The organism is Pseudoalteromonas sp. CH_XMU1449-3, assembly GCF_037027245.1.
In the GTDB taxonomy this organism is placed as follows: domain Bacteria; phylum Pseudomonadota; class Gammaproteobacteria; order Enterobacterales; family Alteromonadaceae; genus Pseudoalteromonas; species Pseudoalteromonas shioyasakiensis.
This window is the reverse complement of sequence record NZ_JAYMDY010000002.1, coordinates 268,117-292,669: the sequence shown is the minus strand read 5'-3', so window position 1 is coordinate 292,669 and position 24,553 is coordinate 268,117. Positions and strand designations below refer to the sequence as shown.

The 24,553-nt window shown below is 42.7% G+C and carries 26 protein-coding genes; 25 read left to right on the top strand and 1 reads right to left on the bottom strand.

The window, feature by feature from the left end:
* The first annotated feature begins 14 nt into the window (after positions 1 to 14).
* The 25 genes from fliI to WA256_RS03745 all read left to right on the top strand — a co-directional run bounded on the left by fliI (position 15) and on the right by WA256_RS03745 (position 24,210).
* The gene (gene fliI, locus WA256_RS03865) at positions 15 to 1,349 is read left to right on the top strand and encodes a flagellar protein export ATPase FliI (protein WP_055197963.1); all 1,335 of its coding nucleotides are present in this window, start codon (positions 15 to 17) and stop codon (positions 1,347 to 1,349) included.
* Positions 1,349 to 1,804, top strand: a complete 456-nt coding sequence (gene fliJ / locus WA256_RS03860; RefSeq protein WP_055020703.1) for a flagellar export protein FliJ — start codon at positions 1,349 to 1,351, stop codon at positions 1,802 to 1,804. The genes fliI and fliJ overlap by 1 nt, the downstream gene beginning before the upstream one ends.
* A 100-nt stretch (positions 1,805 to 1,904) precedes the next feature.
* The gene (locus WA256_RS03855) at positions 1,905 to 4,343 is read left to right on the top strand and encodes a flagellar hook-length control protein FliK (RefSeq protein WP_335989111.1); all 2,439 of its coding nucleotides are present in this window, start codon (positions 1,905 to 1,907) and stop codon (positions 4,341 to 4,343) included.
* Positions 4,344 to 4,415: 72 nt separating this feature from the next.
* Positions 4,416 to 4,937: a flagellar basal body-associated protein FliL gene (gene fliL, locus WA256_RS03850; RefSeq protein ID WP_054562177.1), complete on the top strand. Its 522-nt coding sequence runs from the start codon at positions 4,416 to 4,418 to the stop codon at positions 4,935 to 4,937.
* A gap of 9 nt (positions 4,938 to 4,946) precedes the next feature.
* Complete coding sequence (gene fliM, locus WA256_RS03845; protein ID WP_054553268.1) at positions 4,947 to 6,038, top strand: flagellar motor switch protein FliM; 1,092 nt, start codon at positions 4,947 to 4,949, stop codon at positions 6,036 to 6,038.
* A gap of 22 nt (positions 6,039 to 6,060) precedes the next feature.
* Entirely contained in the window at positions 6,061 to 6,462 is a 402-nt protein-coding gene (fliN, locus tag WA256_RS03840) for a flagellar motor switch protein FliN (RefSeq protein WP_054553267.1), read from the top strand.
* A complete protein-coding gene (gene fliO, locus WA256_RS03835) occupies positions 6,459 to 6,842 on the top strand; it encodes a flagellar biosynthetic protein FliO (RefSeq protein ID WP_335989106.1) in 384 nt (127 codons plus the stop codon). The genes fliN and fliO overlap by 4 nt, the downstream gene beginning before the upstream one ends.
* Positions 6,843 to 6,846: 4 nt before the next feature.
* Positions 6,847 to 7,587: a flagellar type III secretion system pore protein FliP gene (fliP, locus tag WA256_RS03830; protein ID WP_054553265.1), complete on the top strand. Its 741-nt coding sequence runs from the start codon at positions 6,847 to 6,849 to the stop codon at positions 7,585 to 7,587.
* Between the two features lie 40 nt (positions 7,588 to 7,627).
* Positions 7,628 to 7,897, top strand: coding sequence for a flagellar biosynthesis protein FliQ (gene fliQ / locus WA256_RS03825; RefSeq protein ID WP_058586388.1), 270 nt, complete (start codon positions 7,628 to 7,630; stop codon positions 7,895 to 7,897).
* Entirely contained in the window at positions 7,898 to 8,677 is a 780-nt protein-coding gene (gene fliR, locus WA256_RS03820) for a flagellar biosynthetic protein FliR (RefSeq protein WP_058586387.1), read from the top strand.
* Between the two features lie 9 nt (positions 8,678 to 8,686).
* Positions 8,687 to 9,817 (top strand): flagellar biosynthesis protein FlhB, encoded by a 1,131-nt coding sequence (gene flhB, locus WA256_RS03815; RefSeq protein WP_335989101.1) that lies wholly within the window; start codon positions 8,687 to 8,689, stop codon positions 9,815 to 9,817.
* Positions 9,818 to 10,047: 230 nt separating this feature from the next.
* Entirely contained in the window at positions 10,048 to 12,159 is a 2,112-nt protein-coding gene (gene flhA / locus WA256_RS03810) for a flagellar biosynthesis protein FlhA (RefSeq protein WP_054562175.1), read from the top strand.
* Between the two features lie 20 nt (positions 12,160 to 12,179).
* Positions 12,180 to 13,661 carry a flagellar biosynthesis protein FlhF gene (gene flhF / locus WA256_RS03805; protein ID WP_335989097.1) on the top strand — a complete coding sequence of 494 codons (1,482 nt, stop codon included), beginning with the start codon at positions 12,180 to 12,182 and terminating at the stop codon, positions 13,659 to 13,661.
* Positions 13,654 to 14,514 (top strand): MinD/ParA family ATP-binding protein, encoded by an 861-nt coding sequence (locus WA256_RS03800; RefSeq protein WP_054553259.1) that lies wholly within the window; start codon positions 13,654 to 13,656, stop codon positions 14,512 to 14,514. The genes flhF and WA256_RS03800 overlap by 8 nt, the downstream gene beginning before the upstream one ends.
* Before the next feature lie 26 nt (positions 14,515 to 14,540).
* On the top strand, positions 14,541 to 15,251 hold the full coding sequence (locus tag WA256_RS03795; protein WP_054562345.1) for an RNA polymerase sigma factor FliA: 711 nt from the start codon (positions 14,541 to 14,543) through the stop codon (positions 15,249 to 15,251).
* A 40-nt stretch (positions 15,252 to 15,291) separates the two neighbouring features.
* Positions 15,292 to 15,675 (top strand): chemotaxis response regulator CheY, encoded by a 384-nt coding sequence (gene cheY, locus WA256_RS03790; RefSeq protein ID WP_016708035.1) that lies wholly within the window; start codon positions 15,292 to 15,294, stop codon positions 15,673 to 15,675.
* A 17-nt stretch (positions 15,676 to 15,692) separates the two neighbouring features.
* Positions 15,693 to 16,460 carry a protein phosphatase CheZ gene (locus WA256_RS03785; protein WP_335989089.1) on the top strand — a complete coding sequence of 256 codons (768 nt, stop codon included), beginning with the start codon at positions 15,693 to 15,695 and terminating at the stop codon, positions 16,458 to 16,460.
* Positions 16,461 to 16,475: 15 nt separating this feature from the next.
* A complete protein-coding gene (locus WA256_RS03780; RefSeq protein ID WP_335989087.1) occupies positions 16,476 to 18,779 on the top strand; it encodes a chemotaxis protein CheA in 2,304 nt (767 codons plus the stop codon).
* Positions 18,780 to 18,841: 62 nt separating this feature from the next.
* Positions 18,842 to 20,005, top strand: coding sequence for a protein-glutamate methylesterase/protein-glutamine glutaminase (locus WA256_RS03775; protein WP_063529195.1), 1,164 nt, complete (start codon positions 18,842 to 18,844; stop codon positions 20,003 to 20,005).
* A complete protein-coding gene (locus tag WA256_RS03770) occupies positions 19,998 to 20,762 on the top strand; it encodes a flagellar motor protein (protein ID WP_335989084.1) in 765 nt (254 codons plus the stop codon). Before WA256_RS03775 ends, WA256_RS03770 begins: the two co-directional genes overlap by 8 nt.
* Positions 20,763 to 20,768: 6 nt before the next feature.
* A complete protein-coding gene (locus WA256_RS03765; protein ID WP_335989083.1) occupies positions 20,769 to 21,728 on the top strand; it encodes a flagellar motor protein MotB in 960 nt (319 codons plus the stop codon).
* A gap of 11 nt (positions 21,729 to 21,739) precedes the next feature.
* A complete protein-coding gene (locus tag WA256_RS03760; RefSeq protein ID WP_054562168.1) occupies positions 21,740 to 22,510 on the top strand; it encodes a ParA family protein in 771 nt (256 codons plus the stop codon).
* A 2-nt stretch (positions 22,511 to 22,512) separates the two neighbouring features.
* On the top strand, positions 22,513 to 23,271 hold the full coding sequence (locus WA256_RS03755) for a chemotaxis protein CheW (RefSeq protein ID WP_130166647.1): 759 nt from the start codon (positions 22,513 to 22,515) through the stop codon (positions 23,269 to 23,271).
* A gap of 21 nt (positions 23,272 to 23,292) precedes the next feature.
* On the top strand, positions 23,293 to 23,790 hold the full coding sequence (locus WA256_RS03750) for a chemotaxis protein CheW (RefSeq protein ID WP_054553251.1): 498 nt from the start codon (positions 23,293 to 23,295) through the stop codon (positions 23,788 to 23,790).
* 15 nt (positions 23,791 to 23,805) lie between these two features.
* Complete coding sequence (locus WA256_RS03745) at positions 23,806 to 24,210, top strand: DUF2802 domain-containing protein (protein WP_055020709.1); 405 nt, start codon at positions 23,806 to 23,808, stop codon at positions 24,208 to 24,210.
* A gap of 30 nt (positions 24,211 to 24,240) precedes the next feature.
* Here WA256_RS03745 and WA256_RS03740 read toward each other — a convergent pair whose 3' ends face one another.
* Positions 24,241 to 24,549, bottom strand: a complete 309-nt coding sequence (locus tag WA256_RS03740; protein WP_054562165.1) for an EscU/YscU/HrcU family type III secretion system export apparatus switch protein — start codon at positions 24,547 to 24,549, stop codon at positions 24,241 to 24,243.
* Between the last annotated feature and the right edge of the window lie 4 nt (positions 24,550 to 24,553).

Below are 24,553 nucleotides of genomic sequence, written 5' to 3'. Positions count from 1 at the left end.
TTTTTAGGCTCATTATGAGTGCTCAATCAATGACTCTTAGCGAACGCTTACAGCGCTATGAAAAAAATATCAAGGCCCCAAAACCAGCTGTTGCCGGTATTCTGACGCGTGTCGTTGGTTTAACGCTAGAAGCAAAAGGGCTTAGAGCACCTGTTGGCAGTCAATGTAAAATTGAAACCATTAACGGCTTTGTTGATGCTGAAGTCGTTGGTTTTAATGACCAAACGCTTTACTTGATGCCAAATGATCACATCTCTGGCGTACTGCCTGGTGCACGAGTTATCCCAAAGCTAAATGAAACAGGGTTGCCTGTCGGCATGAGTTTACTTGGCCGTGTAGTGGATGGCCTTGGTCGGCCACTTGATGGCTTAGGTGCCATTAATGCTGAGCATCACTTAAAGTTTGCGCAAAACTCAATTAACCCTCTTGCAAGACGACCAATTAGTCAGCCTATGGATGTAGGTGTTCGAGCCATCAACTCCGTTATTACCGTAGGTCAAGGCCAGCGTATGGGTCTGTTTGCAGGCTCTGGTGTCGGTAAATCAGTATTACTGGGTATGATGACTCGCGGCTCTGAAGCAGATGTAATTGTGGTAGGTCTTGTGGGTGAACGTGGTCGTGAGGTAAAAGAGTTCATTGAAGAAATTTTAGGTGTTGAAGGGCGTAAGCGCTCAGTTGTGGTTGCAGCTCCTGCGGATGCTTCACCATTAATGCGTTTAAAAGGCTGTGAAAGTGCAGTGACCATTGCGGAATACTTTCGCGATCAAGGTCTTAACGTATTGTTATTACTTGACTCCGTTACCCGTTATGCCATGGCGCAACGTGAAATTGCCTTAGCAGTTGGCGAGCCTCCAGCGACTAAGGGGTATCCGCCATCAGTATTTGCTAAATTACCTGCGCTGGTGGAACGTGCCGGTAATGGTGGTGAAGGGCAAGGTTCAATAACCGCGTTTTTCACTGTGCTTAGTGAAGGGGATGATATGCAAGATCCAATTGCTGACTCTGCTCGCGCTATATTAGATGGCCACATTGTTTTATCTCGAGATTTAGCTGACAGTGGTCATTATCCGGCTATTGATATTGAAAAATCGATTTCTCGTGTTATGCCACAAGTTGTATCTGAAGCACATATGCAACAAGCTCGTGTGCTAAAACAAGTGTATTCAATGTATCAACAGAACAAAGATATGATCACACTAGGTGCGTACCAAAAAGGCACAGATCCTATGCTTGACCAAGCAATTAATATGATGCCACGTGTGAATCAATTCCTTCAACAAGGCATGAAAGATGTGATCAGTTATGATGATGGTCTACAAGGTCTTGCGCAGTTATTAGGACAAGGTTAATGGCTCAAAGTAAACTTGATTTATTGCTAAAGCTTGAGAGCGATAAAGAAGAATCTTTACGCATGGATTATTTAAAAGCCCAGCAGCACTTACAAAGTAATCAACAAAAACTGCAAGGGCTGAATAACTTTCGCATGGAGTATTCTCAGCAGTTGCATTTGAAAGGTCGCTCAGGTTTGTCTAGTGCTGGGTTTAGTCAATATCATGCCTTTATCGCAAAAATTGAAGAAGCGATACGCCAGCAAGCCAGCACAGTGAATACTGCAAAACAGGTTGTTACGCAGCGCAAAGCATTGTGGTTAAAACAGCAAGTGAAAGCAAAAGCAGTGGCGAAATTAATCGAAAAGCAAGCTGAAAAACAAGCGATGAAAGTAGCTAAAGCGGAGCAAAAAATGCTGGATGAATTTGCTTCAAATCAGTTTTATCAACGTCAACTTAAAAACGCACTTCTCTAAAATACTATCTTTTTTAGGCATGTTAATTGCATTTGCCTAACCAGTAGCATTAATTTTGGCACTTGCGGCGGCAAATTGCCTCTTTAGTTTTAGGTGAATTATGGCGATCAGTGATATCAATTTGCAGGTTAAAACTGAGCAAGGTACTGGTTTTTCAGGCAAAGACTCAGAGTCTAGCGACAAAGCATCGGGCTTAAGTTTTTTAACTTCACTTACAGAAGCAAGTGAAGCGGCAAACGCGCAAGCAAATACCACCCCTCAAACAAAAAGTGATGCAGATACTCATTCTGTTGATGAAACTAAAGCTGTCAGTATTTCTGAAGAGCCTAAATCAGATGCCAAATTAGGCGACGAAAACACAACTGCTGATGCTAAAGTTGCAACTGCTACCACGTCTACACAGCAGCAAACTAAAACAAGTCCAGATATTCGTAATGAAGCTGTAACTAAAGAGCAAAGCGATGAACTTGCTCTTGTAGAAGATGAAGAAAACTCACTGCTTTCGCAAATTAATGCGGCTCAAGCTATGAGTACGCGTGTTAATAAATTGATTGAAAATAATGATTTTAGTCCTGTAGTTGTTGATAAAAAAGCAACCCCAATCGATACCATTACACCTGTTATACCTTCACCGATGACAGACGTTGCACAAACCGATGATTCAAAAGCCGACGCTGAAGGCGACAATTCAATAGCAAGCTTATTACATAAGTCTAAAGTTGCGACAGCGGTAGATAGCCAGCTAAAAGCGATTGGCGATTTACCACCAAAAGATAGCGTGACTCCGATTGTTGATGGTCCATTAACAGACAAAGAAAAGCAGGGTGTTTCAGCTGTTAATACGCCGGATACAAAACCTCAGGTAGCTAACTTTGCCAGTGCAACACAAACAACTGACAGTAAAGAGACCACCGTTGATGTAGACGCTCTATTAAATAGCGCTCAGAAACAGGCTGTGAATTCAGACGCTACAAAAACATCTGATGGCAAAGAACTTGGCGTAAATGAGGCAAGTAAAACTGTTTTAAATAAGGTGGTTGCAGATTTAAATAGCGATGCTCAAGTAGATACAAAAACAGCTGAAGTTAATTCAAAACAAACACAAAGCTACACTGACAAAACAGCAGCAAATTTCAGTGCTGAGCAAAGCATTGCTAAAAACATTGAAGCTGGCACGGCAAAAGTGCCAGACAAACCAGCTGACGCAGCTGCCAAAATTGATCAAGCCGTAACAGAAAAACCAGTTTTAGATAAACCAGTAACAGATAAGTCAATCGTTAGCTTGCTGGCCAAAGTACAAAGTGGCGATGGGCAGGCTGTAAGTGAGTTCGCTAAAGGTGTATCGCTAACCTCTGAGCAACAAAAGCAACTTGAGCAACAAATAAATCAACTTAAAGCTGATAATAAGCTTGGTGCTGATGAGGTGGCAACAATCAAGTCGCTATTGACTGATGTGAACAGTAGTAAGCCTACAACGCAAACAGCACAGAGTCCTGTATCACAACTTGCTGTAGAGCAAGACATTGCTGAAGAAAGCCAGGCAAAACAAGATGCTAAATTAGCTGACAATAAGGCTCTCGATAACAAATTACCTACAGGTGTAGAAAAGCAAATCACGGCGCTGACTAAGGATGAGCAGCAAGCATTGTTAAACAAAGTGAACACTCAGCTGCAAACGTTAACGCCGGGCACTGCTCAGTATGAAAAATTAGCTGCAGCTCAAACTGTGCTGACAGAGGCTATAAATGCCCCTGCAACAGCCAGTACTGCGATGCCAGTAACCGCAGCAACAGTTAATGTTGAAAATAATAAAGCGAAACAAAATAATACCGCGCAAATTACAGCCGATGTGACAAAAGTAGTTGCAAGTGAAGAAGTAACCACAGAGCTTGATACAAAAATTAATACAGAACGTACACAGGAAACTGTTACTGTGCGTGTAGCTCAATTATTTACCCAGCTAACGACTCAAGCAAATGCAACAACACAACCAGGTGCCTATGAGATGGCTCATCAGCAATATGAGCAAGCACTAGAAGTACAAACAATGCATACACAAACAACTGCGCAAACTCAGACTCAATCTAAATCGGTGAATGTTGACCCTGGTGTAATGCAAGCGATTAATATCATAAAAAGTGATGCTGCAAAGATGCTTCAAGAGCGAGTTAGCGCGTTACTAAATATTAATAATAAAGAAGCTGAAATTCGCTTAGATCCGCCAGAAATGGGCAGTATGCAAATTCGTATACGTAGCGATGCGGAGCAAGCTCAAATTAATTTTGTTGTTCAAAATCAGCAGGCTAAAGAAGCTTTAGAGCAATCAATGCCACGTTTACGAGAAATGCTTGCACAGCAAGGTATTGAACTTGGTGAAAGTAGTATTCAGCAGGGTAACCCTGAGCAACAACAAGAGCAGTCTGGGCAAGGTCAGCTTGCTGGAAATCAACAAGCTGAGGAGCAGCAGCCAGAAGTAACAGCACAAAGCGCAGAAACTTCTCGACAACAATCTTCATCATCAATAGATTACTATGCATAAGTCCTGCTATTATAAGAAATAAAATAGTTACAGCGTGATAAACAGCTTGCTGTAACTTTGAGGGAAGTGACAATGGCCGAAGAAGCAAATTTAGAAATAGAAGATACGGGTAAAGGCAAAAAGAAGCTGATTATCATCATTGCAGCTGTAGTGTTGATTGCTGGTGCTGCTGCGGGTTACTTTTTATTTATGGGCGATGATGCCCCTGAAGAAAGCCTAGCAGATGAAACCACAGTGACAGAGGCTGCTGCACCATCGAGCTCTGCACAGATTGGTTCGGCTCTGTATGTCGCAATGCCACGCCCATTTGTATTTAATGTACCTGGTGCTAGTCGCGACCGTATTGTACAAATAAAAGTTCAGCTACTTGTTCGCGGTGAAGTGAACGAAGAAACTGCCAAAAAGCATATTCCACTTATCGAAAGTACCTTACTTGGCGTTCTTTCAACAACGACCGCAGATGAATTAGGTACCAGTGAAGGTAAAGAGTCAGTACGTGTTGCTGCACTTGAAAAAGTACAATCAGCATTAAGTGATGTTGAAGGTAGCAAAGTGATAGAGCGGGTATTATTTACCGGCTTTGTGATGCAATAAGGGGTCAGCGTGAGCGATTTATTATCTCAAGACGAAATTGATGCGCTCTTACATGGCGTTGATGAAGTCGAAGAGGAAGATATTCACGAAGGTGATGACTTAGACAGTAATACCTTACAGTATGACTTCTCATCACAAGATCGTATTGTTCGGGGTCGTATGCCGACCTTGGAGATCGTGAATGAACGTTTTGCCCGTCATATGCGAATTAGCCTATTTAACATGATGCGCCGCACCGCTGAGGTGTCGATTAACGGCGTACAAATGATTAAATTTGGCGAATATATTCATACCTTATTCGTGCCAACTAGTTTGAACATGGTACGTTTTCGTCCGTTGAAGGGCACCGGCCTAATTACCATGGAAGCCCGATTAGTATTCATTTTAGTGGATAACTTTTTTGGTGGTGATGGCCGCTATCATGCAAAAATAGAAGGCCGTGAATTTACCCCAACAGAACGCCGTATTGTTCAAATGCTGCTTAAAATCATCTTCGAAGATTATAAAGAAGCATGGGCGCCGGTAATGGATGTGTCTTTTGAGTACCTTGACTCAGAAGTTAACCCAGCGATGGCTAACATCGTAAGTCCAACTGAAGTGGTTGTTATTAGCTCTTTCCATATTGAGCTAGATGGTGGTGGCGGTGATTTCCATATCGCATTACCTTATTCGATGCTTGAGCCAATCCGTGAATTACTCGATGCCGGTGTGCAATCAGACACCGAAGACACTGACTTACGTTGGAGTAAAGCATTACGTGATGAGATCATGGATGTTGAGGTCGATTTATCGACTCAATTGCTTGAGGTTGATTTAACGCTACAACAGATTATGGAGCTTAAAGCTGGCGATATTATCCCTGTTGAAATGCCAGAACATATCACCGTATTTGTAGAAGAATTGCCGACCTTCAGAGCGAAAATGGGCCGCTCTCGTGACAATGTGGCACTACAAATTAGCGAAAAAATTAAACGCCCTGAATCAGTTAAGTCAGAACTACATGTGTTCACAAAAGGTGGCAAAAAACTGGATTCAGATGCAGAATTAGCAGAACTAGAAGAAGATCTACATCTATCTGAAGGTGTAGATTTAGACTGGTAGTCGATTTATAAGGTTAAACATAATGAGTGATGATCAAGATACAATGGACGAATGGGCTGCGGCACTAGCCGAAGCTGAAGAAGCTGAGGGTGGCTCAGGCGATGCTGCTGTAGCGGAGCTTGATGAGTTAAAAGATGAAAGACATGAGCTGTCTGGCGACGAAAAACGTAAACTTGATACCATCTTGGACATTCCAGTTACTATTTCGATGGAAGTGGGTCGTTCAAAAATCAACATTCGTAACTTATTACAGCTTAACCAAGGTTCAGTGGTAGAACTAGACCGAGTCGCTGGTGAGCCACTTGATGTATTGGTTAATGGCACCCTGATTGCGCATGGTGAGGTGGTTGTCGTAAACGATAAGTTCGGTATTCGTTTAACTGACGTTATCAGCCAAGTTGAGCGTATTAAAAAGTTACGATGAATGCTTTAGTTGCTTTAACAAGTGCGTCGAGCACTGCATTTCCTTCGGCATCACCGACGGCAGATTTACTGTCTATGGTGATGTCTTTGCTTTTAGTGCTGGTGGTTATTATTGCTTTGGCTTTTTTGGTTAAAAAACTAAATCCAAATCTTGCTAATAGTGATGAATTTAAAGTAGTGCGCAGTTTGCCTTTGGGCTCTCGTGAGCGCTTGATGGTCATTGAAATCGATAACGCTCAGCACTTAATTGGTGTGACCCCGCATAGTGTTAACTACCTGCATAAACTAGAAACACCATTACAAGAAAAAGAACTGCCAGAACTTGCCAAAAAATTTGGTAAGTTGCTGAACCCACAATCACCTTCAAATAAAAAGAATTAACGCTATGATCAAGTGGATACTTATTTTAGCAAGTGTGTTGTTTTTGCCGTCAGTTAACGCTGAAGGCATAGAAGCACTGACCATTACCACCAACCCTGATGGCTCTCAAGATTACTCCGTGACGCTACAAGTGTTAGCGATTATGACGGCGTTGAGTTTTATTCCAGCAGCGGTCATTATGATGACTTCATTTACACGGATTATTGTGGTTCTGGCGATATTACGCCAAGCAATAGGCTTACAACAAACTCCATCGAATCAAATTTTGTTAGGTATGTCGCTGTTTTTAAGTATTTTTATTATGGCGCCAATTTATCAGCAAGTGAATGAGCGCGCTATTGAACCGTACTTGAATGAACAAGTTACCTCTGTACAAGCATTAGAGCTTGCCAAAGAGCCAATGAAAGCGTTTATGCTCTCGCAAGTTCGTATAAAAGATTTAGAGACCTTTGCGAAAATAGCGGGTTATGAGCAATTAGATTCGCCAGAAGACACGCCGTTGATTGTATTGATCCCAGCGTTTGTTACCAGCGAATTGCAAACGGCCTTTATCATTGGTTTTATGTTTTTCATTCCCTTTTTGATAGTTGATTTAGTAGTGGCCTCCGTATTAATGGCCATGGGTATGATGATGCTTTCGCCGATGATTGTATCTTTGCCGTTTAAGATTATGCTGTTTGTATTAGTAGATGGTTGGAGCCTTGTGATGGGCACGCTGGCGAAGAGCTTTGGGCTCGGGGTGTAACAATGCAATTCAAGACACATAATTAGGTAGGAGAGACAAAATGGAACCAGAAATTTTTGTCGATATACTCAGTGACGCGCTATTTTTAGTTATAAAGTTAGTGTCTGCAATCGTAGTACCTGGCTTATTAGTTGGTCTTGTAGTGGCTGTTTTCCAAGCGGCAACATCAATCAATGAGCAAACCTTAAGCTTTTTACCTCGTTTGCTAATTACCATAAGCGCACTTATTGTCGGTGGCCATTGGTTCACGCAAGAGCTTATGGACTATTTTACCCGTTTAGTGATGTCTATACCGGAGATAGCAGGCTAAATGGAATTTCCATTTGCGGTCATTATTCAATGGCTCAGTGACTTTTTGCTGCCATTAGTGCGTATTAGCTCAATGATTATGATCATGGCAGGCCTTGGCGCGAGAAACGTACCAACCCGAATCAAGCTAGGTTTAGCGATTGTGGTAACCTTTGTTGCTGTGCCTATGCTGCCCCCTGCGACTTTTAATAACCTATTCTCCTTTGAAATGATTCTCGTGGTCATTCAACAAATGCTTATTGGTGTGGCCATAGGCTTTGCATCAACCTTACTACTCAATACATTTGTCCTTGCAGGGCAAATACTCGCGATGCAAACAGGTCTTGGTTTTGCATCCGTTGTTGACCCGTCAAATGGCTTAAACGTTCCTGCAGTTGGTCAGTTTTATTTGATTCTGGCTACCTTACTATTTTTTGTTTTCAATGGTCATTTAATGATGATTCAAATGGTCATTCATAGCTTTGAAGTGCTACCAATTGATGGCAATTGGTGGGCGGTTGATCATTACTGGGATATCGTTACTTGGGGCGGCTGGATGTTTACTACAGCCTTGGTGCTAGCTTTAGCACCACTGACAGCTATGCTGGTTATTAACATGTCGTTTGGTGTAATGACTCGTGCGGCACCACAGTTAAATATTTTTTCGATTGGTTTTCCGTTTACCTTAGTAGCTGGGCTCGTGATTATTTGGGCAACGCTAGGTAACTTCATGACTCAATTTGAGTTTCAGTGGTTAAAAATGGTTGAGTTAATGTGCAGCCTTGTTGGTTGTACACCTTAGGAGCACGCCATGGCTGAAGATTCTGGTCAAGAAAAAACCGAAGAACCCACCGGGAAGAAAATAGACGACGCCAAGAAAAAAGGCCAGGTTGCCCGTTCTAAAGAGCTAGGCACCATGTTTGTGCTTATCTTCTCGGCAGTGTCACTATTACTTTATGGACCTGAAATTGGCAAAGGTCTTTATAATGTGATGGGGCGCTTATTAAGCCTTAATCGAAATGAAACCTACGACACCACTAAAATGTTTTCAGTGTGGGGAATTGTTGCGGATGCGTTGTTATTCCCTATGGCTATGTTTGTGTTGATCATCGTGATAGCCGCTTTTGTTGGAAACACTTTACTGGGGGGCTATAACTTTAGTTGGCAAGCGGCAGCACCAAAGGCTAGTAAGATGTCGCCGGCTAAAGGTATTAAGCGTATGCTTGGCCCTCAAGCAGGAGTAGAGCTAGTTAAGTCTATTTTAAAATTTGTAGTGGTTGCAGGTTTTGCGGTGTTCTTAATTAATACTTTTTTTGATGAAATACTGCATCTAAGCATTGAAAGCGCGCCCGGAAATTTTATCCATGCACTCGAAATCCTCTCTTGGATGTTCTTAGGCTTAACCTGTACTTTAATACTCATTGCTGCAATTGATGCCCCTTATCAGAGCCATAAGCACCATAAACAGTTAAAAATGACCCTACAAGAGGTGAAAGACGAATATAAAAACTCTGAGGGTGATCCGCAAATAAAAGCGCGCATTCGCCGTACTCAGCGTGAAATGTCGCAAAGGCGTATGATGCAAGACGTGCCTGATGCCGATGTGATCGTGACCAACCCGACCCATTATTCTGTAGCACTAAAATACGATACAGCTAAAGCGGGTGCGCCTATTGTTCTTGCCAAAGGCGTGGACGAGATTGCTATGCAAATTCGTAAAGTGGGCAAGGGTAATGACGTGCCAATTGTAGAATCACCAATGCTTACACGTGCGTTGTATCACACCACCGATGTGGGTAATCAAATACCCGATCAGCTATTCACTGCCGTTGCGCAAGTGCTAGCTTATGTTTTCCAGTTAAAACGCTTCCAAAAAGGGCGCGGTAAACGTCCTGTACCACTTAATAAAAAGCTCCCAATACCCGATGCTTACAAATATTAGTAATACCAATCCGCAATAATACTATAATCATTTTGAGGGATTAAACCTGTCGCTATCTGCGTTAAAAATTTCTGATTTAGAACAACTAAATAACGAAATTTTGCCTTGCTATCAACGAGGTTTTATTGTCTCAAAATTGCTCACTTTATTAAGCGAATTGGTATAAATTTATAACTTGGAATAGTTATTGCAAGTTCCGTGTAGTGTCAATTTTTTGAAATTGTTGAATTATGGAATTTAAAGCGGTATTACAACAACTTAACAGAGATAAAAAAGAATATGCGAAGGGTATCGGCACGCCGTTAATGGTACTTGCTGCGCTGGGCATGGTGATTTTACCCCTGCCGCCATTTCTTTTAGATATTCTATTTTCGTTTAATATCGCGTTAGCACTGGTGGTGTTACTAGTTACTGTTTACACCATGAAACCACTTGAATTTGGTATGTTCCCTGCGGTTCTACTAATTGCAACCATCATGCGCTTAGCACTGAATGTCGCCAGTACCCGTGTGGTATTGCTAGAAGGTCATAACGGTGGAGATGCCGCCGGTAAAGTTATCGAGGCCTTTGGCTCGGTGGTTATCGGCGGTAACTATGCTGTTGGTTTAGTGGTCTTCCTAATTTTAATCATTATTAACTTTGTGGTTATCACCAAAGGTGCCGGCCGTATTTCTGAAGTATCAGCTCGCTTTACTCTTGATGCAATGCCAGGTAAACAAATGGCGATTGACGCAGACTTAAACGCCGGTTTCATCAGTGCAGAGCAAGCCCGTGAACGTCGCGAAGAAGTCACCCGCGAAGCTGATTTCTATGGTTCAATGGATGGTGCGAGTAAGTTCGTAAAAGGCGATGCGATAGCGGGTATCGTTATTCTAGTGATTAACATCGTTGGTGGTTTATTTGTTGGTATGATCCAACATGATTTATCGTTTAGCCGTGCGATGGAAGTGTATACTTTACTAACCATTGGTGATGGTCTAGTTGCACAGCTACCTTCACTATTACTGTCAATCGGTACCGCAATCGTTGTTACCCGTCAAAATGAATCGCACAACATGGGCGACCAAGTTAAGACACAGCTAGGTAACGAAAAATCACTTTATATCGCATCAGGTATTTTGATCATCATGGGTATTGTGCCGGGTATGCCGCACATCGCATTTTTAAGCTTAGGTGCATTACTCGGTTACCTTGCTTATTTCACACAGCAACAAAAAGCCAAAGCAGAAGCCGAAAAAGCAGAGCAAGAGGCAAATGGTGGTGCACCAGGTACAGGTGTTGCCAATAAACAAGAACAAAAAGAGCTGGGTTGGGATGACGTTCAGCAAGTTGATGTTATTGGCTTAGAAGTGGGGTATCGATTGATTCCACTTGTTGACCAATCTCAAGGTGGTGAACTGTTAAATCGTATTAAAGGTGTGCGTAAAAAACTGTCTCAGGAGCTTGGTTTCTTGGTACCTCCTGTGCATATTCGCGATAACTTAGAGCTAGACCCGAACGCTTACAGAATTACTATGATGGGTGTTTCAAGCGGTGAGGGTGAGCTTAAGCATGGTGATGAGTTAGCGATTAATCCAGGCCAAGTATTTGGCCCAATCAAAGGAGTTGCCACAAAAGACCCTGCATTCGGATTAGATGCGGTGTGGATCAAACCTGATCAAAAAGATGAAGCACAATCACTTGGCTATACCGTGGTTGATTCTGCAACTGTGGTTGCAACTCATATCAGCCAGTTACTTACTAACAGTGCTGCTTTACTACTTGGTCATGAAGAAGTACAAAACTTACTAGATATGTTAGCGAAGAGTCATCCACGTCTTGTTGAAGGGCTGGTTCCTGACGTATTACCACTCACTACTATCGTAAAAGTGCTACAAAACTTACTCAATGAAGGGGTGGCAATTCGTGATATGCGCTCGATTGTTCAAACCCTTGTTGAGTATGGCCCACGTAGCCAAGACCCTGATGTACTAACGGCTGCAGTGCGAATTTCACTGCGCAGACTAATCGTTCAAGACGCTGTTGGTATGTCTTCTGAGATCCCTGTCATAACCTTGGCGCCTGAGTTGGAACAGATGTTGCATCAGTCACTTCAGAATGCAGGTGACGAAGGTGCCGGAATAGAGCCAAGCCTTGCAGAGCGACTTCAACAATCATTGAATGAAGCGCATCAAAACCAAGAAATGGCCGGTGAACCTTCGATACTGTTAACGTCAGGAATGTTAAGAACTGTGTTATCTCGCTTCGTTAAGTACACCATCCCAGGTTTAAGGGTGATGTCTTACCAAGAGGTACCAGACGAAAGACAGATTAAGATTGTCAGCTCAGTAGGCCAACAATAGGATAGTAAAGGGGTTGAACCATGAAAATTAAACGTTTTTTTGCTAAAGATATGCGCACAGCACTGAAAGAAGTGAAAGATGAACTAGGTGTTGATGCGGTTATTATGTCGAACAAAAAGCTTGCTAACGGCGTTGAAATCGTTGCAGCTGTTGATTACGACAAAGCAGCCCCGAAAGCCGAAGCTAAACCATCAGTGTCACAATCAGCACCTGCACCGCAGCATAACTTTGTTAAGCCTGAGCCAATGCGTGCTAAACCTGAGCCGCAAGCGAAAGTTGCTGATAGCCTACAAGCGTTACTTGAGCGTCAAGCCCCACGCCCTCGTTCGCCAGAGCTTGCGTCAATGTTTAGTCAATCAGGTATTGATACGAGTGAACACTATCAACCAAAAGAGCCAAGCTTTGAGCAGCAACAGCCTGAATATAAGCAAGCTCCTCGTTATCAACAGCAAGCAGCACCTCGTGCACAAACTCAAGCACATAGCTTAGGTTTTGATGACGACTTAGATTCTGGTTTTGATGATTTAGATTCACCAGCTGAGCATAAAAACTCAGCACCTGCGAATCAATCAGAAATGACAACCATGCGTGAAGAAATGAATGCGATTCGTCAATTACTTGAACACCAAGTATCTGGCTTAATGCAACAAGATATGGCACGCCGCGATCCGACTCGTGCATGTATGATTGACCGCTTAGCAGGTATGGGCATTGAACGTGATGTTGCTGAGCAAATGGCGTGTTTCATTCCTGACGACGTATCACGTCAACAAGCGTGGCAAGCACTTCTGCAAATGGTTGAAAACCAAATGCATACAACGAATAACGAAATCCTGCGTCAAGGTGGTGTATTTGCGTTAGTGGGTCCAACAGGCGTTGGTAAAACAACCACAGTTGCAAAATTAGCTGCACTGGGTGCACAAAAATATGGTGCTGATAAAGTGGCGTTGATCACCACTGATACCTACAGAATTGGTGCCTACGAACAATTGGCTACTTATGGTCGTATTATTGGCTGTGGTGTTAAGCAGGTAAAAGATGCGAATGAATTAGCTGAAGTGTTATACCATTTACGTAATAAGCGTCTAGTATTAATAGACACAGCGGGTATGAGCCAACGTGATTTACGTTTAACTGAGCAGTTAAATACCCTAATGCGTAATCAGCGTGTTGATATTCGTAGTTATTTAGTATTAAGTGCTACAGCACAGATAAATGTGTTGCAAGAAACCGTAAGACACTTTAAAAAGGTTCACCTAAGTGACTGTATCTTCACTAAATTGGATGAATCTTTAAGTTTAGGTGAGATTATTAGCATAGCGATTCAAAATCGCCTTCCAATAGGGTATCTTACTAACGGTCAGCGCGTTCCTGAGGATATTCGCGTAGCGAATGCTGAAAAACTAGTGAAAAAAGCTGAACAATTGTATTTAAAACGAGCAAAAGCACAACATTCAAGACGTCAAGCAGTAGCGTCGAACACAGTAGGGATGTATGATTAACACAGTATTAGATCAAGCAAGCGGCCTGCGCAAAATGAATCAAAATAATAATAGTGGCGTTAAAGTTATCGCTGTTACTGGCGGTAAAGGTGGAGTGGGTAAAACCAACGTTTCACTCAATACCGCAATCGCATTAGGTCAGCAAGGAAATCGTGTATTAGTATTAGATGCCGATTTAGGTTTGGCAAACTGTGACGTAATGCTTGGCCTTCGTGTTGAACGTAATTTATCTCATGTTTTGTCAGGCGAGTGTGAGCTTGACGAAATTCTTGTTGAAGGCCCTGCGGGCATCAAAATTGTACCAGCAACGTCTGGTTCACAAAGCATGGTTGAATTAACGCCATCTGAGCATGCAGGCCTTATTCGCGCTTTTAGCGAGTTAAATACCGAGTTTGATATTTTAATTGTCGATACCGCCGCAGGTATTTCTGACATGGTATTAAGCTTTTCTCGTGCAGCCCAAGACGTTGTTGTGGTTGTGTGTGATGAACCTACCTCAATTACTGATGCTTACGCACTTATTAAAGTGCTTAGCCGTGAGCATGGCGTATATAAATTTAAAATTGTTGCCAATATGGTGCGCAGTTTGCGTGAAGGGCAAGAATTATTTGCTAAACTTTCAAAAGTAACGGATCGTTTTTTAGATGTTTCAATGGAGTTGGTAGCAACCATTCCTTATGACGAGAACATGCGTAAATCTACGCGACGTCAAAAGGTGATTGTTGAATTATTCCCGAACTCACCAGCAGCGGTGGCGTTTAAAACATTAGCAACAAAAGCAGTTAAGTGGCCGATCCCTAATCAACCGTCTGGCCATTTAGAATTTTTTATTGAAAAACTAGTAAACGGCTAACTATGACAACATCGGTGAATAAAGCGATGGGATATCAATCAGCACAGAACTTAAATGCGATTGTTGAAAAACATGCCTCTTTAGTCAAAAAAGTGGCGTGCCATCTAATTGCTCGTTTACCTGCCAGTGTACAACTCGATGATTTAATTCAATCAGGCATGATAGGCCTAATTGAAGCGTCAAAAAACTTTGATGCTAGCAAAGGTGCTAGTTTCGAAACCTTCGCTGGAATTCGTATTCGTGGTGCGATGTTAGACGAAATTCGTAGAGGTGACTGGGCGCCACGCTCAGTTCACCGAAATGCCCGCCTTGTGGCTGAAACCATTTCCGAATTAGAAAGCACTTTAAATCGTGAGCCCAAAGATACTGAAGTCGCTGAAAAACTTGATATTACGCTAGATGAGTACCATCATATTCTACATGATGTAAATTCGAGTAAAGTATTAGGTATTGAAGATTTAGGTGTAGATGAAGACGTCATCACACCAGTAGGTCAGGATTTAGGACTAGACAAACCGTTTAATAACGTTAAAAATGAGCGGTTTAACCAGTCTCTATTAACGGCTATCCAATCGTTACCAGAAAGAGATGCTCTCGTTTTGTCTTTGTACTACAACGACGAAATGAACTTAAAAGAAATAGGACACATACTCGATGTTAGCGAGTCGCGTGTGAGTCAAATACATGGTCAGGCGATGATTAAGCTCAAAGCAAAAATCAATGACTGGATTAATTAGTAGTAAGTAAATAAAGGTTCAAACCTCACCGGAGGATGTTTTGGATAAAAACATGAAAATTCTTGTTGTTGATGATTTTTCTACAATGAGACGTATCATTAAAAATCTATTAAGGGATTTAGGTTTTACCAATGTGCAGGAAGCTGACGACGGTTCAACAGCATTGCCAATGCTACAAAATCAAGAGTTTGATTTTGTTGTAACGGATTGGAACATGCCTGGTATGCAAGGTATTGATTTGTTACGTGCAATTCGTGCTGATGATAGCCTTAAGCATATTCCTGTATTAATGGTGACAGCTGAAGCGAAAAAAGAACAAATTGTTGCTGCTGCTCAAGCAGGTGTTAATGGCTATATCGTTAAACCATTCACTGCTGCGACACTTAAAACCAAATTGGAAAAAGTGTTTGAACGTTTAGGTTAATCTAAGGGGAGAGGCTTATGTCAGCACTTGCTGCGCCTCAAATAAGTTTAGAGCAAGCTCGTCAACTTGTTGAGTATCTTGAAAATGGTGAACAAGAAAAAGCAGATAAGCTCATTCTTGACGCTGCATCAAAAGAACAATCAGAGTTGTTTGCTGAAGTCGGCAAATTGACGCGTCAGCTTCATGAAGCGTTAAAAAACTTTGACCTAGATACTCGTCTCACTGATTTAACTACCGACGCGATCCCAGACGCTAAGCAGCGCTTAAATTATGTTATGGAAATGACAGAAAGCGCCGCCAATAAAACCATGGATGCGGTTGAAGCAAGTTTACCAATAGCTCAACAACTTGCTGATGAAATTGCCGCAATCAAACCTACGTGGGATCGTTTAATGAACCGAGAAATTGAACTCGGTGAATTTAAATCGTTATGTCATAGCTTAGATAAGTTCATGAATAACTCGCATACCAAAACCGATGAGCTCCAAGGTTTGATGACTAATGTGCTGATGGCGCAGGATTATCAGGATTTAACCGGACAAGTTATTCGCCGTGTTATTGAGTTGGTGCGAGAGGTAGAAGACAGTTTAATTAATCTCTTAACTGTGTTTGGCAGTCAAGAAGATGGTCATCAACAACAAGAAAAACAGGCCATAGAAAAAGCACCTGCAATAAGTGACACACTAGCAGGTCCTGAAGGGCCAATTATTGATAAAGAGTCTCGCGATGATGTTGTCTCAGGACAAGATGAAGTCGATGATCTATTATCAAGTCTGGGCTTCTAAGAGGAGAGTAGCTGCATGAGCTTTGAAGTCGATGAAGATATATTACAGGATTTCCTTGTTGAAGCAGGAGAAATCTTAGAGCTTTTGTCAGAGCAATTAGTCGAGCTTGAAAACAACCCAGAAGACAAAGATCTATTAAACGCCATTTTTAGAGGCTTCCATACTGTTAAAGGTGGTGCAGGCTTCTTAAGTATGACTGAACTTGTAGATGCGTGTCATGGTGCAGAGAATGTTTTCGATTTATTACGTCAAGGTGTACGCAGTGTAACACCAGAACTAATGGACGTAATTTTACAGGCTCTCGATACTATCAACGAAATGTTCGCTACGATTCAAAATCGCGAACAGCCAGAGCCTGCAGACCCAGCCCTATTAGAAGTCCTTCATAAATTAAGTCAGCCACCGACTGCAGAAGAGCTTGCAGGTGAAGATTTATCTGTAGCAGAGGATGTTGCAGTTGCACCTGAAGAACCCGCAGTTGAAGAGCCAGCTGTTGATACGCCTGAAGTCACAGCAGAAACAACAACAGACAATATCGATGAAGATGACCCATTTGCATTCGATATGTTATTTGATGGCGGCGGTCTTGCAGATAGCAGCGCTGAGTCACAAAATATTGACGAAATCACCGAAGACGAATTTGAAAGTCTACTAGATGAACTGCATGGCAAAGGCCAAGGTCCAGCAGCGACTGCTCCTGAAGCAATTAGCAGTGATAGTGACGATATTACCGATGATGAATTTGACAGCTTATTAGACGAACTGCATGGCGTTGGTAACTTTGGTGAAGTAAAACAAGATACTCCTGCTCAGCCTGAAGCTGCAAAACCTGCACAGCCAGCTCCTCAAGCACCTGCAGCAGATACTTCAAGCAATGACTCAGACGATGAAATTAGCGATGACGAGTTTGAAGCGCTGCTTGATGAATTACACGGTAAAGGTACTGCTCCTCAGTCTCTAGAAACGGCTGCGCCAGAAAAAGCGCCTGAACCACCAAAAGCAGAACCTGCAAAACCAGCACAGCCTGCAGTATCAAAACCGGCACCTGCGCCTAAACCTGCTGCCGCAGCGCCTAAACCGGCTCCAGCACCTGCAAAAGCACCAGAAAAATCGCCTGCAGCTTCTGCTGCACCGAAAAAAGCGCCACCACCACAGGCAGAAACAACGGTACGTGTTGATACTAAACGTCTCGATGAAATCATGAACATGGTGGGTGAGCTGGTATTGGTCCGAAACCGCTTAGTGAGCCTTGCTAATAACAGCAATAGCGAGTCAATGGGTAAAGCCATCTCTAACCTAGATGTGGTAACCGCAGACTTGCAAGGCGCGGTGATGAAAACCCGGATGCAGCCAATTAAGAAAGTATTTGGCCGTTTCCCACGGGTTGTTCGTGACTTAGCCCGTAGCTTGAAAAAAGACATTAACCTGCAGCTAGTTGGTGAAGACACCGATTTAGATAAAAACCTTGTTGAAGCACTTGCTGATCCATTGGTGCACTTAGTGCGTAACTCTGTTGACCATGGTATTGAAATGCCAGACGTGCGTGAAGCCGCAGGTAAACCGCGTACAGGTACCGTAACGCTTTCGGCATCACAAGAAGGTGATCACATCCTACTAACCATTCGTGATGATGGTGCAGGTATGGATGCTGAGAAACTGAAAAAAATCGCAATTAGCAAAGGTGTGATCGATCACGACCAAGCAAGTCGCTTGTCGGATACCGAAGCATACAATCTTATCTTTGCACCAGGTTTCTCAACCAAAGAAGAGATCTCTGACATCTCAGGCCGTGGTGTCGGCATGGATGTTGTTAAAACTAAAATCACTCAGTTAAATGGCTCGGTTAATATACAGTCTGAGCTGGGTGTAGGTACTGCACTTGAAATCAAGGTGCCATTAACACTTGCTATCTTACCGACCTTAATGGTTGTTGTGGGTGAGCAAACCTTCGCATTACCACTTGCTGGTGTTAGCGAAATTTTCCACCTTGATTTAACTAAAACTAACGTAGTTGATGGCCAACTGACAATTATTGTACGTGAAAAAGCGATCCCGCTTTTCTATTTACAACATTGGTTAGTAAAAGGTGCCAACCGCCAAGAGCGTAAAGCAGAAGGTCACGTGGTTATTGTACAAATAGGTACTAAGCAAGTGGGCTTTGTAGTCGACTCGTTAATTGGTCAAGAGGAAGTTGTTATTAAACCTTTGGATGCCTTATTACAAGGCACACCAGGTATGGCAGGTGCGACAATTACTTCTGATGGTGGGATTGCACTGATCCTCGACGTACCTAGCATGCTTAAACACTACGTTGGCTAATAATAAATAATAAAGTGCAGCATTTAGCTGCACTTTGAATGATATAAAACAAGAGAGTGCCAATGGCAGTCAAAGTATTAGTTGTTGATGATTCAAGCTTTTTTCGTCGCCGTGTCAGCGAAATTTTAGAGCAAGACAGCAATATTCAAGTAATTGGTTTTGCCGTAAACGGTCGTGAAGCGGTAGATAAAGCCCGTGAATTAAAACCTGATGTAATTACTATGGATGTTGAAATGCCGGTTCTTGATGGCATTAGTGCCGTGAAAGAAATAATGGCAGCAACACCAACTCCTATTTTAATGTTCTCATCACTCACTCGTGATGGTGCAACCGCAACCCTAGATGCACTGGATGCTGGGGCGTTAGATTTTTTACCGAAAAAATTTGAAGACATTGCACGCAACAATGAAGATGCAATCGCACTTTTGCAAAATAAAGTAAAAGAAATTGGTCGCCGTCGCCTTTCTCGTTTTTCGCGCCCAGCACCTATTTCGCGACCAACTCCGGCTCCTGCACCAAGGAGCAGTAGCACTACAAATACGAGTAGCGGTATTGTTCAACCTGATCGCAGCTTTAGCCGTCCAGCTCCTGCTAGTTCGCCTGCCGCATCGTCTTCGAGTACGAGTAATATTCGCGCTTCGGGCAAGCAATATCAGTTAGTTGCTATTGGCACATCAACCGGTGGGCCTGTAGCGCTACAAACAATTTTAACTCAGCTGCCAGCTAACTTTCCGCATCCTATTTTGCTTATTCAGCATATGCCAGCTGCGTTTACACCTGCTTTTGCTGCACGCCTTAATGGCTTATGCAGAATCAATGTGAAAGAAGCGCAAAATGGTGACCGTTTAGTGCCTGGTACCGCTTATTTAGCGCCAGGTGGTCAACAAATGCTAATAGAAGGACGAGGCGGCTCTCGCACACTGCGTGTGTTTGAAGACGACAGTCCGCGTATTACTTACAAACCGAGCGTTGACGTGACCTTTGCTAGTGCTGCAAAAACCTTTGGTGGTGATGTGCTAGCTGTAGTTTTAACGGGCATGGGCGCAGATGGCCGTGATGGTGCGCGTATGCTTAAGCAAGTCGGTGCTACTATTTGGGCGCAAGATGAAAAAACCAGTGTGGTGTATGGTATGCCACAAGCTGTTGCAAATGCGGGGCTGGCGAGCGAGAGCTTAGCACTCACCGATGTTGCAGCTCGCCTAACGCGTGAGACTGGCTGTGGATAAGCTATCTTTTCTTGGCTTAATTGTCGCGATAAGTGCCATCGCCTTTGGTTATGCATTAGAGGGCGGGGTTGTTTCTGCACTGTTTAATGGTCCTGCGCTTATCATCGTACTCGGTGGTACGCTTGGGGCTGTGATGCTTCAGACCCCTGCAAGTGTTTTTACTAAAACACTTAAGATCAGTCATTGGGTGTTCTTTCCGCCGTATCACGATATTGATGCAGCCATCGAACAAGTTAAGCTTTGGTCACATAAAGCACGCCAAGAAGGATACTTAGCCCTTGAGTCTGAAGCGCTGTCGCATTCAGACCCGTATGCGGCAAAAGGCTTGAGTCTACTTGTTGATGGGATTGATGAGCAAAAGCTTAGAGATACCCTTGAGATTGATTTAATGCTTGAACGCGAGCGCTTACTCGAGGTAAGCCGAGTTTACGAAGCCATGGGCGGTTATAGCCCTACAATTGGTATTCTAGGTGCGGTACTTGGGTTGATTCAGGCCATGCAATTTATCACCGATCCTGAAAAACTGGGTGCCGGTGTGGCTACTGCGTTTATCGCTACTATTTACGGTGTTGGTTTAGCTAACTTATTATTCTTGCCAATGGCGAATAAACTTAAGCAGCAAGTTGAGCAAAAAATGCTGTATCATGAACTACTTGCTGAAGGCATTATTGCTATTTCGCAAGGTGAAAGCCCACTAAATATCGAACTAAAACTTGAGGCGTACCGTGTAGAGCGCCCAAGCTTAGTTGACGAGTAATTTATTATGATGCGCCGTCGTCTGCGTCATAACACGTCAAAAAACCAACATACTGAACGCTGGCTTGTCTCTTATGCCGATTACATGACCATCATGTTTGCTTTTTTTGTGGTCATGTATGCTATCGCAATTAGTAAAAATGAAGACTTTCAGATTCTCTCAGACTCACTGGAGCAGGTGTTTGAAAAATCAGCTCGTCAGCAACAACAGGTTGGCACTGGGGTTAACGGCACAGGCATACTAACTGACAGAGTCAGCCCGGAGAACGACATTCTATACGGTGAGAGCATTCGTAAAGATGAGCAAGGCCCTGAATTACTCGATGGACAAAGCGAAACCAGCAATATTGAGAAAAAACATCTCGGCAAGCCTCTCGACAGCTTACTAACTAAATTACAGTCTGCGCTCATAGATGAAATTCGTGATGGTGAAGCGAGTTTAGAGCTTCACCAAGATTGGCTTATCATCGAATTAAGTTCAGGTATGTTATTTTCATCGGGCAGTGCTGTTGCACAGCAGCGTGCCAAGCAAGTTGTTGGTTTAGTGAAAGATATTATCGCGCCGGTTGATAACTACATTCGCGTGCGTGGTTATACCGATAACGAAGGTATTCGTAATGAGATGTTTCGCTCAAATTGGGAGCTATCTGTAGCGCGGGCTACATCCGTACTGGTTGAGCTTGAGAGTTTAGGCATTAACCCTGCGCGTATGGCTATTGAAGGTTACGGGCAGTATTCGCCCTTCGCAAGTAATGACACTGAGCAAGGCCGCGCAGAAAACCGCAAAGTGGTTGTTGCATTGTCTAAATATGGTTTACCGGCAAAAGAGCCAGAAAATACTGAACAAGAGTCACAAAACCAACCGCAACAGACGACAGAAATTGAGTTGCCAAGCGATGATAACAGCATTAAAGTGATTCAATTACCACATGGTGGCATTAGGATTACCACGCGCAATGAACAATAATAAGGTGTGATGTGAAAGTTTGGACCGTAGCGAATCAAAAAGGTGGGGTAGGGAAAACAACAACAGCCGTTAGCCTTGCTGGTATTCTCGCTTTACAAGGAAAACGCGTGTTACTTATTGACACCGATCCGCATGCATCATTGACTTATTATTTTGGTATAGATTCAGAAGACTTAGAAGTTAGCGTGTATGATATCTTTGCGCGCGGCAATAACATGGCCAGTGAAGAAATTTTACAGGCTCTATGTCCATCAACACTTGAAAACCTTGATATCTTACCTGCGACGATGGCAATCGCGACGCTTGATAGAAGCATGGGTAATAAAAATGGCATGGGCTTAATACTTAAAAAAGCACTGGCTAAAATTAGCGACCATTATGACTATGCAATTATTGATTGCCCGCCTGTTTTAGGGGTTTTGATGGTCAATGCTCTTGCAGCTAGTGAGCGAATTTTAGTGCCAGTACAAACAGAATTTCTGGCCTTAAAAGGGCTTGATCGTATGATGCGTACGATGGAGTTGATGCAAACATCGCAAGCAAAACAGTACCAATATACAATTATTCCTACAATGTACGATAAACGTACTAAAGCATCACTTGAAGCTTACAAGACTCTGCAGGATAATTACAAAGATAAAGTATGGTCAGGCGTTGTTCCTGTCGATACAAAGTTTAGAGATGCTAGTTTAGCACAACAAGTGCCGATTCAATTTTGCCCGCGTTCGCGTGGGGTATTTGCCTATCGCGCGCTGCTTGATTACTTAGTTGCACAAGGTTAAAGATGAGTAAGCATTTATTTGCCAATGAAAAAGTGATGACCCAATATTTGGGCGCTTTGTTGTGTGAAGATGAGCCTACAGACCAAAATCTTGAGCCAGTCGCAAAGCTGCTGGAGCAGGTTAAAGAGCCTGAAACTAAGACGGAAGAAAAGCTGACAGACGTTCAGCCTACTCCAGAACCTGTTTTACCACCCCCAGAACCGACTAAAGAGCTTGAGAAAACCGAGAACCAAGCTAATATCAAAGATATAGTCACAGAACCTAAAGCTGAACTGGTTGCAAAAACCTCGTCTGATCGTCAAGAAGACTATTTTGATGGTGAATTTCAGGCATTATTCTTTGAGGTTGCAGGGTTAACGCTTGCTGTACCGTTAAAAGCATTAGGGGGAATTCATCAGCTGGCTGAGGTTAACCAATTATTTGGTAAACCTAAATGGTTTAAAGGTGTAATGCTAAACCGTGAAGAAAAACTAAATGTTGTTGATACTGCACGTTGGGTTATGCCAGAAAAGTATGATGAAAAATTAGAACAATCATTAGATTATCAGTATTTAATCACCTTAGGTGACAGTCAATGGGGATTATTGGCTGAAAAGCTCGTAAATAATATTACGCTTCGTAAAGAAGATGTAAAATGGCGAGCAAAATCAGGTAAGCGGCCTTGGCTTGCAGGTGTTATCAAAGAGAAAATGTGCGCCTTGATTGACGTTGAAAATTTAAATCAATTGCTAGAGCAGGGCTTAGACAGCCGTGAGCAGTAACTATTTTTACGGAGTAATAGCATGAGTGAAGAAAGACTACTGTCAGCAAATAAAAACGCTGATAGCAACGATGAAGTGTTACAGTGGGTAACCTTTAAACTTGAAGAAGAAACGTACGGCATTAACGTAATGCAAGTACAAGAAGTACTTCGCTATACCGAAATTGCTCCTGTACCAGGTGCGCCTTCTTATGTATTAGGTATTATTAACCTACGTGGTAATGTTGTTACTGTTATCGACACTCGTGCACGTTTTGGCTTAATGGGTGCTGAGGTCACTGATAACTCTCGTATCGTTATCATTGAAGCTGAAAAGCAAGTGATTGGTATTTTAGTCGACAGTGTCGCAGAAGTGGTTTACCTACGTAGCTCTGAAATTGACAGTGCGCCAAATATTGGCACAGAAGAAAGTGCTAAGTTTATCCAAGGTGTATCTAACCGTGATGGTGAGTTACTGATCTTGGTTGATCTTAATAAATTATTAAATGACGATGAGTGGGACGAGCTAAGCGCACTATAAGCGTTTGGAAATTATATGCTGTTATACTCTTTGTTTGGTGCCTCAATCTTACTTGTATTAGTGTGTTTGGGGCTTATTTTTGTCAATAACAATAAGCAAGCGGCGGCGATTCAAGCCAAGCAAAAACAGTTACAAGAAGCTCAACAGCAATTGAGTATTTTACGTAGCGAAGTGGCTGAGATGCGAGCCGGCATGCTGAGTATTGGCAAACGCGTTGTTGCTGTTGAAGAAAAAAGTAAAGAGCTTGAACAGCTACAAGATGCACAAAAATATGATGATCCGAATGCGAAAATTTATTCGCGAGCGGTTAAAATGGTTGAGCTAGGCGCTGATTTAGAAGAAATAATTCGTGAATGCGAATTACCCAGAGCCGAAGCTGAACTACTCATGTCACTTCATAAACAAAAAGGCGCCCAATAAGGCGCTTTTTTATTTGAGTACATTTGAGCACTAGGCTTGAATGTTGAGCTTACCTTGAAAGTCTTGCCAACCCGGTGGGAATTTACCACGCAATACGTACGAAAAAGCAATTAACTCGGCAATGACATAGTAAAGCTCTTTCGGTATTTCTTCACCTAACTCAAGATGAGAAAGAGTTTGGGCCAAATCCGCATCTTGGTGTATCAAAATACCTTTTTGCTCAGCAAGTTTGACGATTTCTTCAGCCAATTCACCAAAGCCTTTACTGGTTACTCGTGGCGAGCTACCAGCTTCGTAGAGTAAGCCAATTGCTGATTTATGCACCGCTTGTTCACTCATAAAA

Bases quoted from the DNA above. Each gene is read 5' to 3' on its own strand.
- fliI (WP_055197963.1), top strand. From the start codon at position 15: ATGAGTGCTCAATCAATGACTCTTAGCGAACGCTTACAGCGCTATGAA.
- fliJ (WP_055020703.1), top strand. From the start codon at position 1,349: ATGGCTCAAAGTAAACTTGATTTATTGCTAAAGCTTGAGAGCGATAAA.
- WA256_RS03855 (WP_335989111.1), top strand. From the start codon at position 1,905: ATGGCGATCAGTGATATCAATTTGCAGGTTAAAACTGAGCAAGGTACT.
- fliL (WP_054562177.1), top strand. From the start codon at position 4,416: ATGGCCGAAGAAGCAAATTTAGAAATAGAAGATACGGGTAAAGGCAAA.
- fliN (WP_054553267.1), top strand. From the start codon at position 6,061: ATGAGTGATGATCAAGATACAATGGACGAATGGGCTGCGGCACTAGCC.
- fliO (WP_335989106.1), top strand. From the start codon at position 6,459: ATGAATGCTTTAGTTGCTTTAACAAGTGCGTCGAGCACTGCATTTCCT.
- fliP (WP_054553265.1), top strand. From the start codon at position 6,847: ATGATCAAGTGGATACTTATTTTAGCAAGTGTGTTGTTTTTGCCGTCA.
- fliQ (WP_058586388.1), top strand. From the start codon at position 7,628: ATGGAACCAGAAATTTTTGTCGATATACTCAGTGACGCGCTATTTTTA.
- fliR (WP_058586387.1), top strand. From the start codon at position 7,898: ATGGAATTTCCATTTGCGGTCATTATTCAATGGCTCAGTGACTTTTTG.
- flhB (WP_335989101.1), top strand. From the start codon at position 8,687: ATGGCTGAAGATTCTGGTCAAGAAAAAACCGAAGAACCCACCGGGAAG.
- flhA (WP_054562175.1), top strand. From the start codon at position 10,048: ATGGAATTTAAAGCGGTATTACAACAACTTAACAGAGATAAAAAAGAA.
- flhF (WP_335989097.1), top strand. From the start codon at position 12,180: ATGAAAATTAAACGTTTTTTTGCTAAAGATATGCGCACAGCACTGAAA.
- WA256_RS03800 (WP_054553259.1), top strand. From the start codon at position 13,654: ATGATTAACACAGTATTAGATCAAGCAAGCGGCCTGCGCAAAATGAAT.
- WA256_RS03795 (WP_054562345.1), top strand. From the start codon at position 14,541: ATGGGATATCAATCAGCACAGAACTTAAATGCGATTGTTGAAAAACAT.
- WA256_RS03785 (WP_335989089.1), top strand. From the start codon at position 15,693: ATGTCAGCACTTGCTGCGCCTCAAATAAGTTTAGAGCAAGCTCGTCAA.
- WA256_RS03780 (WP_335989087.1), top strand. From the start codon at position 16,476: ATGAGCTTTGAAGTCGATGAAGATATATTACAGGATTTCCTTGTTGAA.
- WA256_RS03775 (WP_063529195.1), top strand. From the start codon at position 18,842: ATGGCAGTCAAAGTATTAGTTGTTGATGATTCAAGCTTTTTTCGTCGC.
- WA256_RS03765 (WP_335989083.1), top strand. From the start codon at position 20,769: ATGATGCGCCGTCGTCTGCGTCATAACACGTCAAAAAACCAACATACT.
- WA256_RS03755 (WP_130166647.1), top strand. From the start codon at position 22,513: ATGAGTAAGCATTTATTTGCCAATGAAAAAGTGATGACCCAATATTTG.
- WA256_RS03750 (WP_054553251.1), top strand. From the start codon at position 23,293: ATGAGTGAAGAAAGACTACTGTCAGCAAATAAAAACGCTGATAGCAAC.
- WA256_RS03745 (WP_055020709.1), top strand. From the start codon at position 23,806: ATGCTGTTATACTCTTTGTTTGGTGCCTCAATCTTACTTGTATTAGTG.
- WA256_RS03740 (WP_054562165.1), bottom strand. From the start codon at position 24,549: ATGAGTGAACAAGCGGTGCATAAATCAGCAATTGGCTTACTCTACGAA.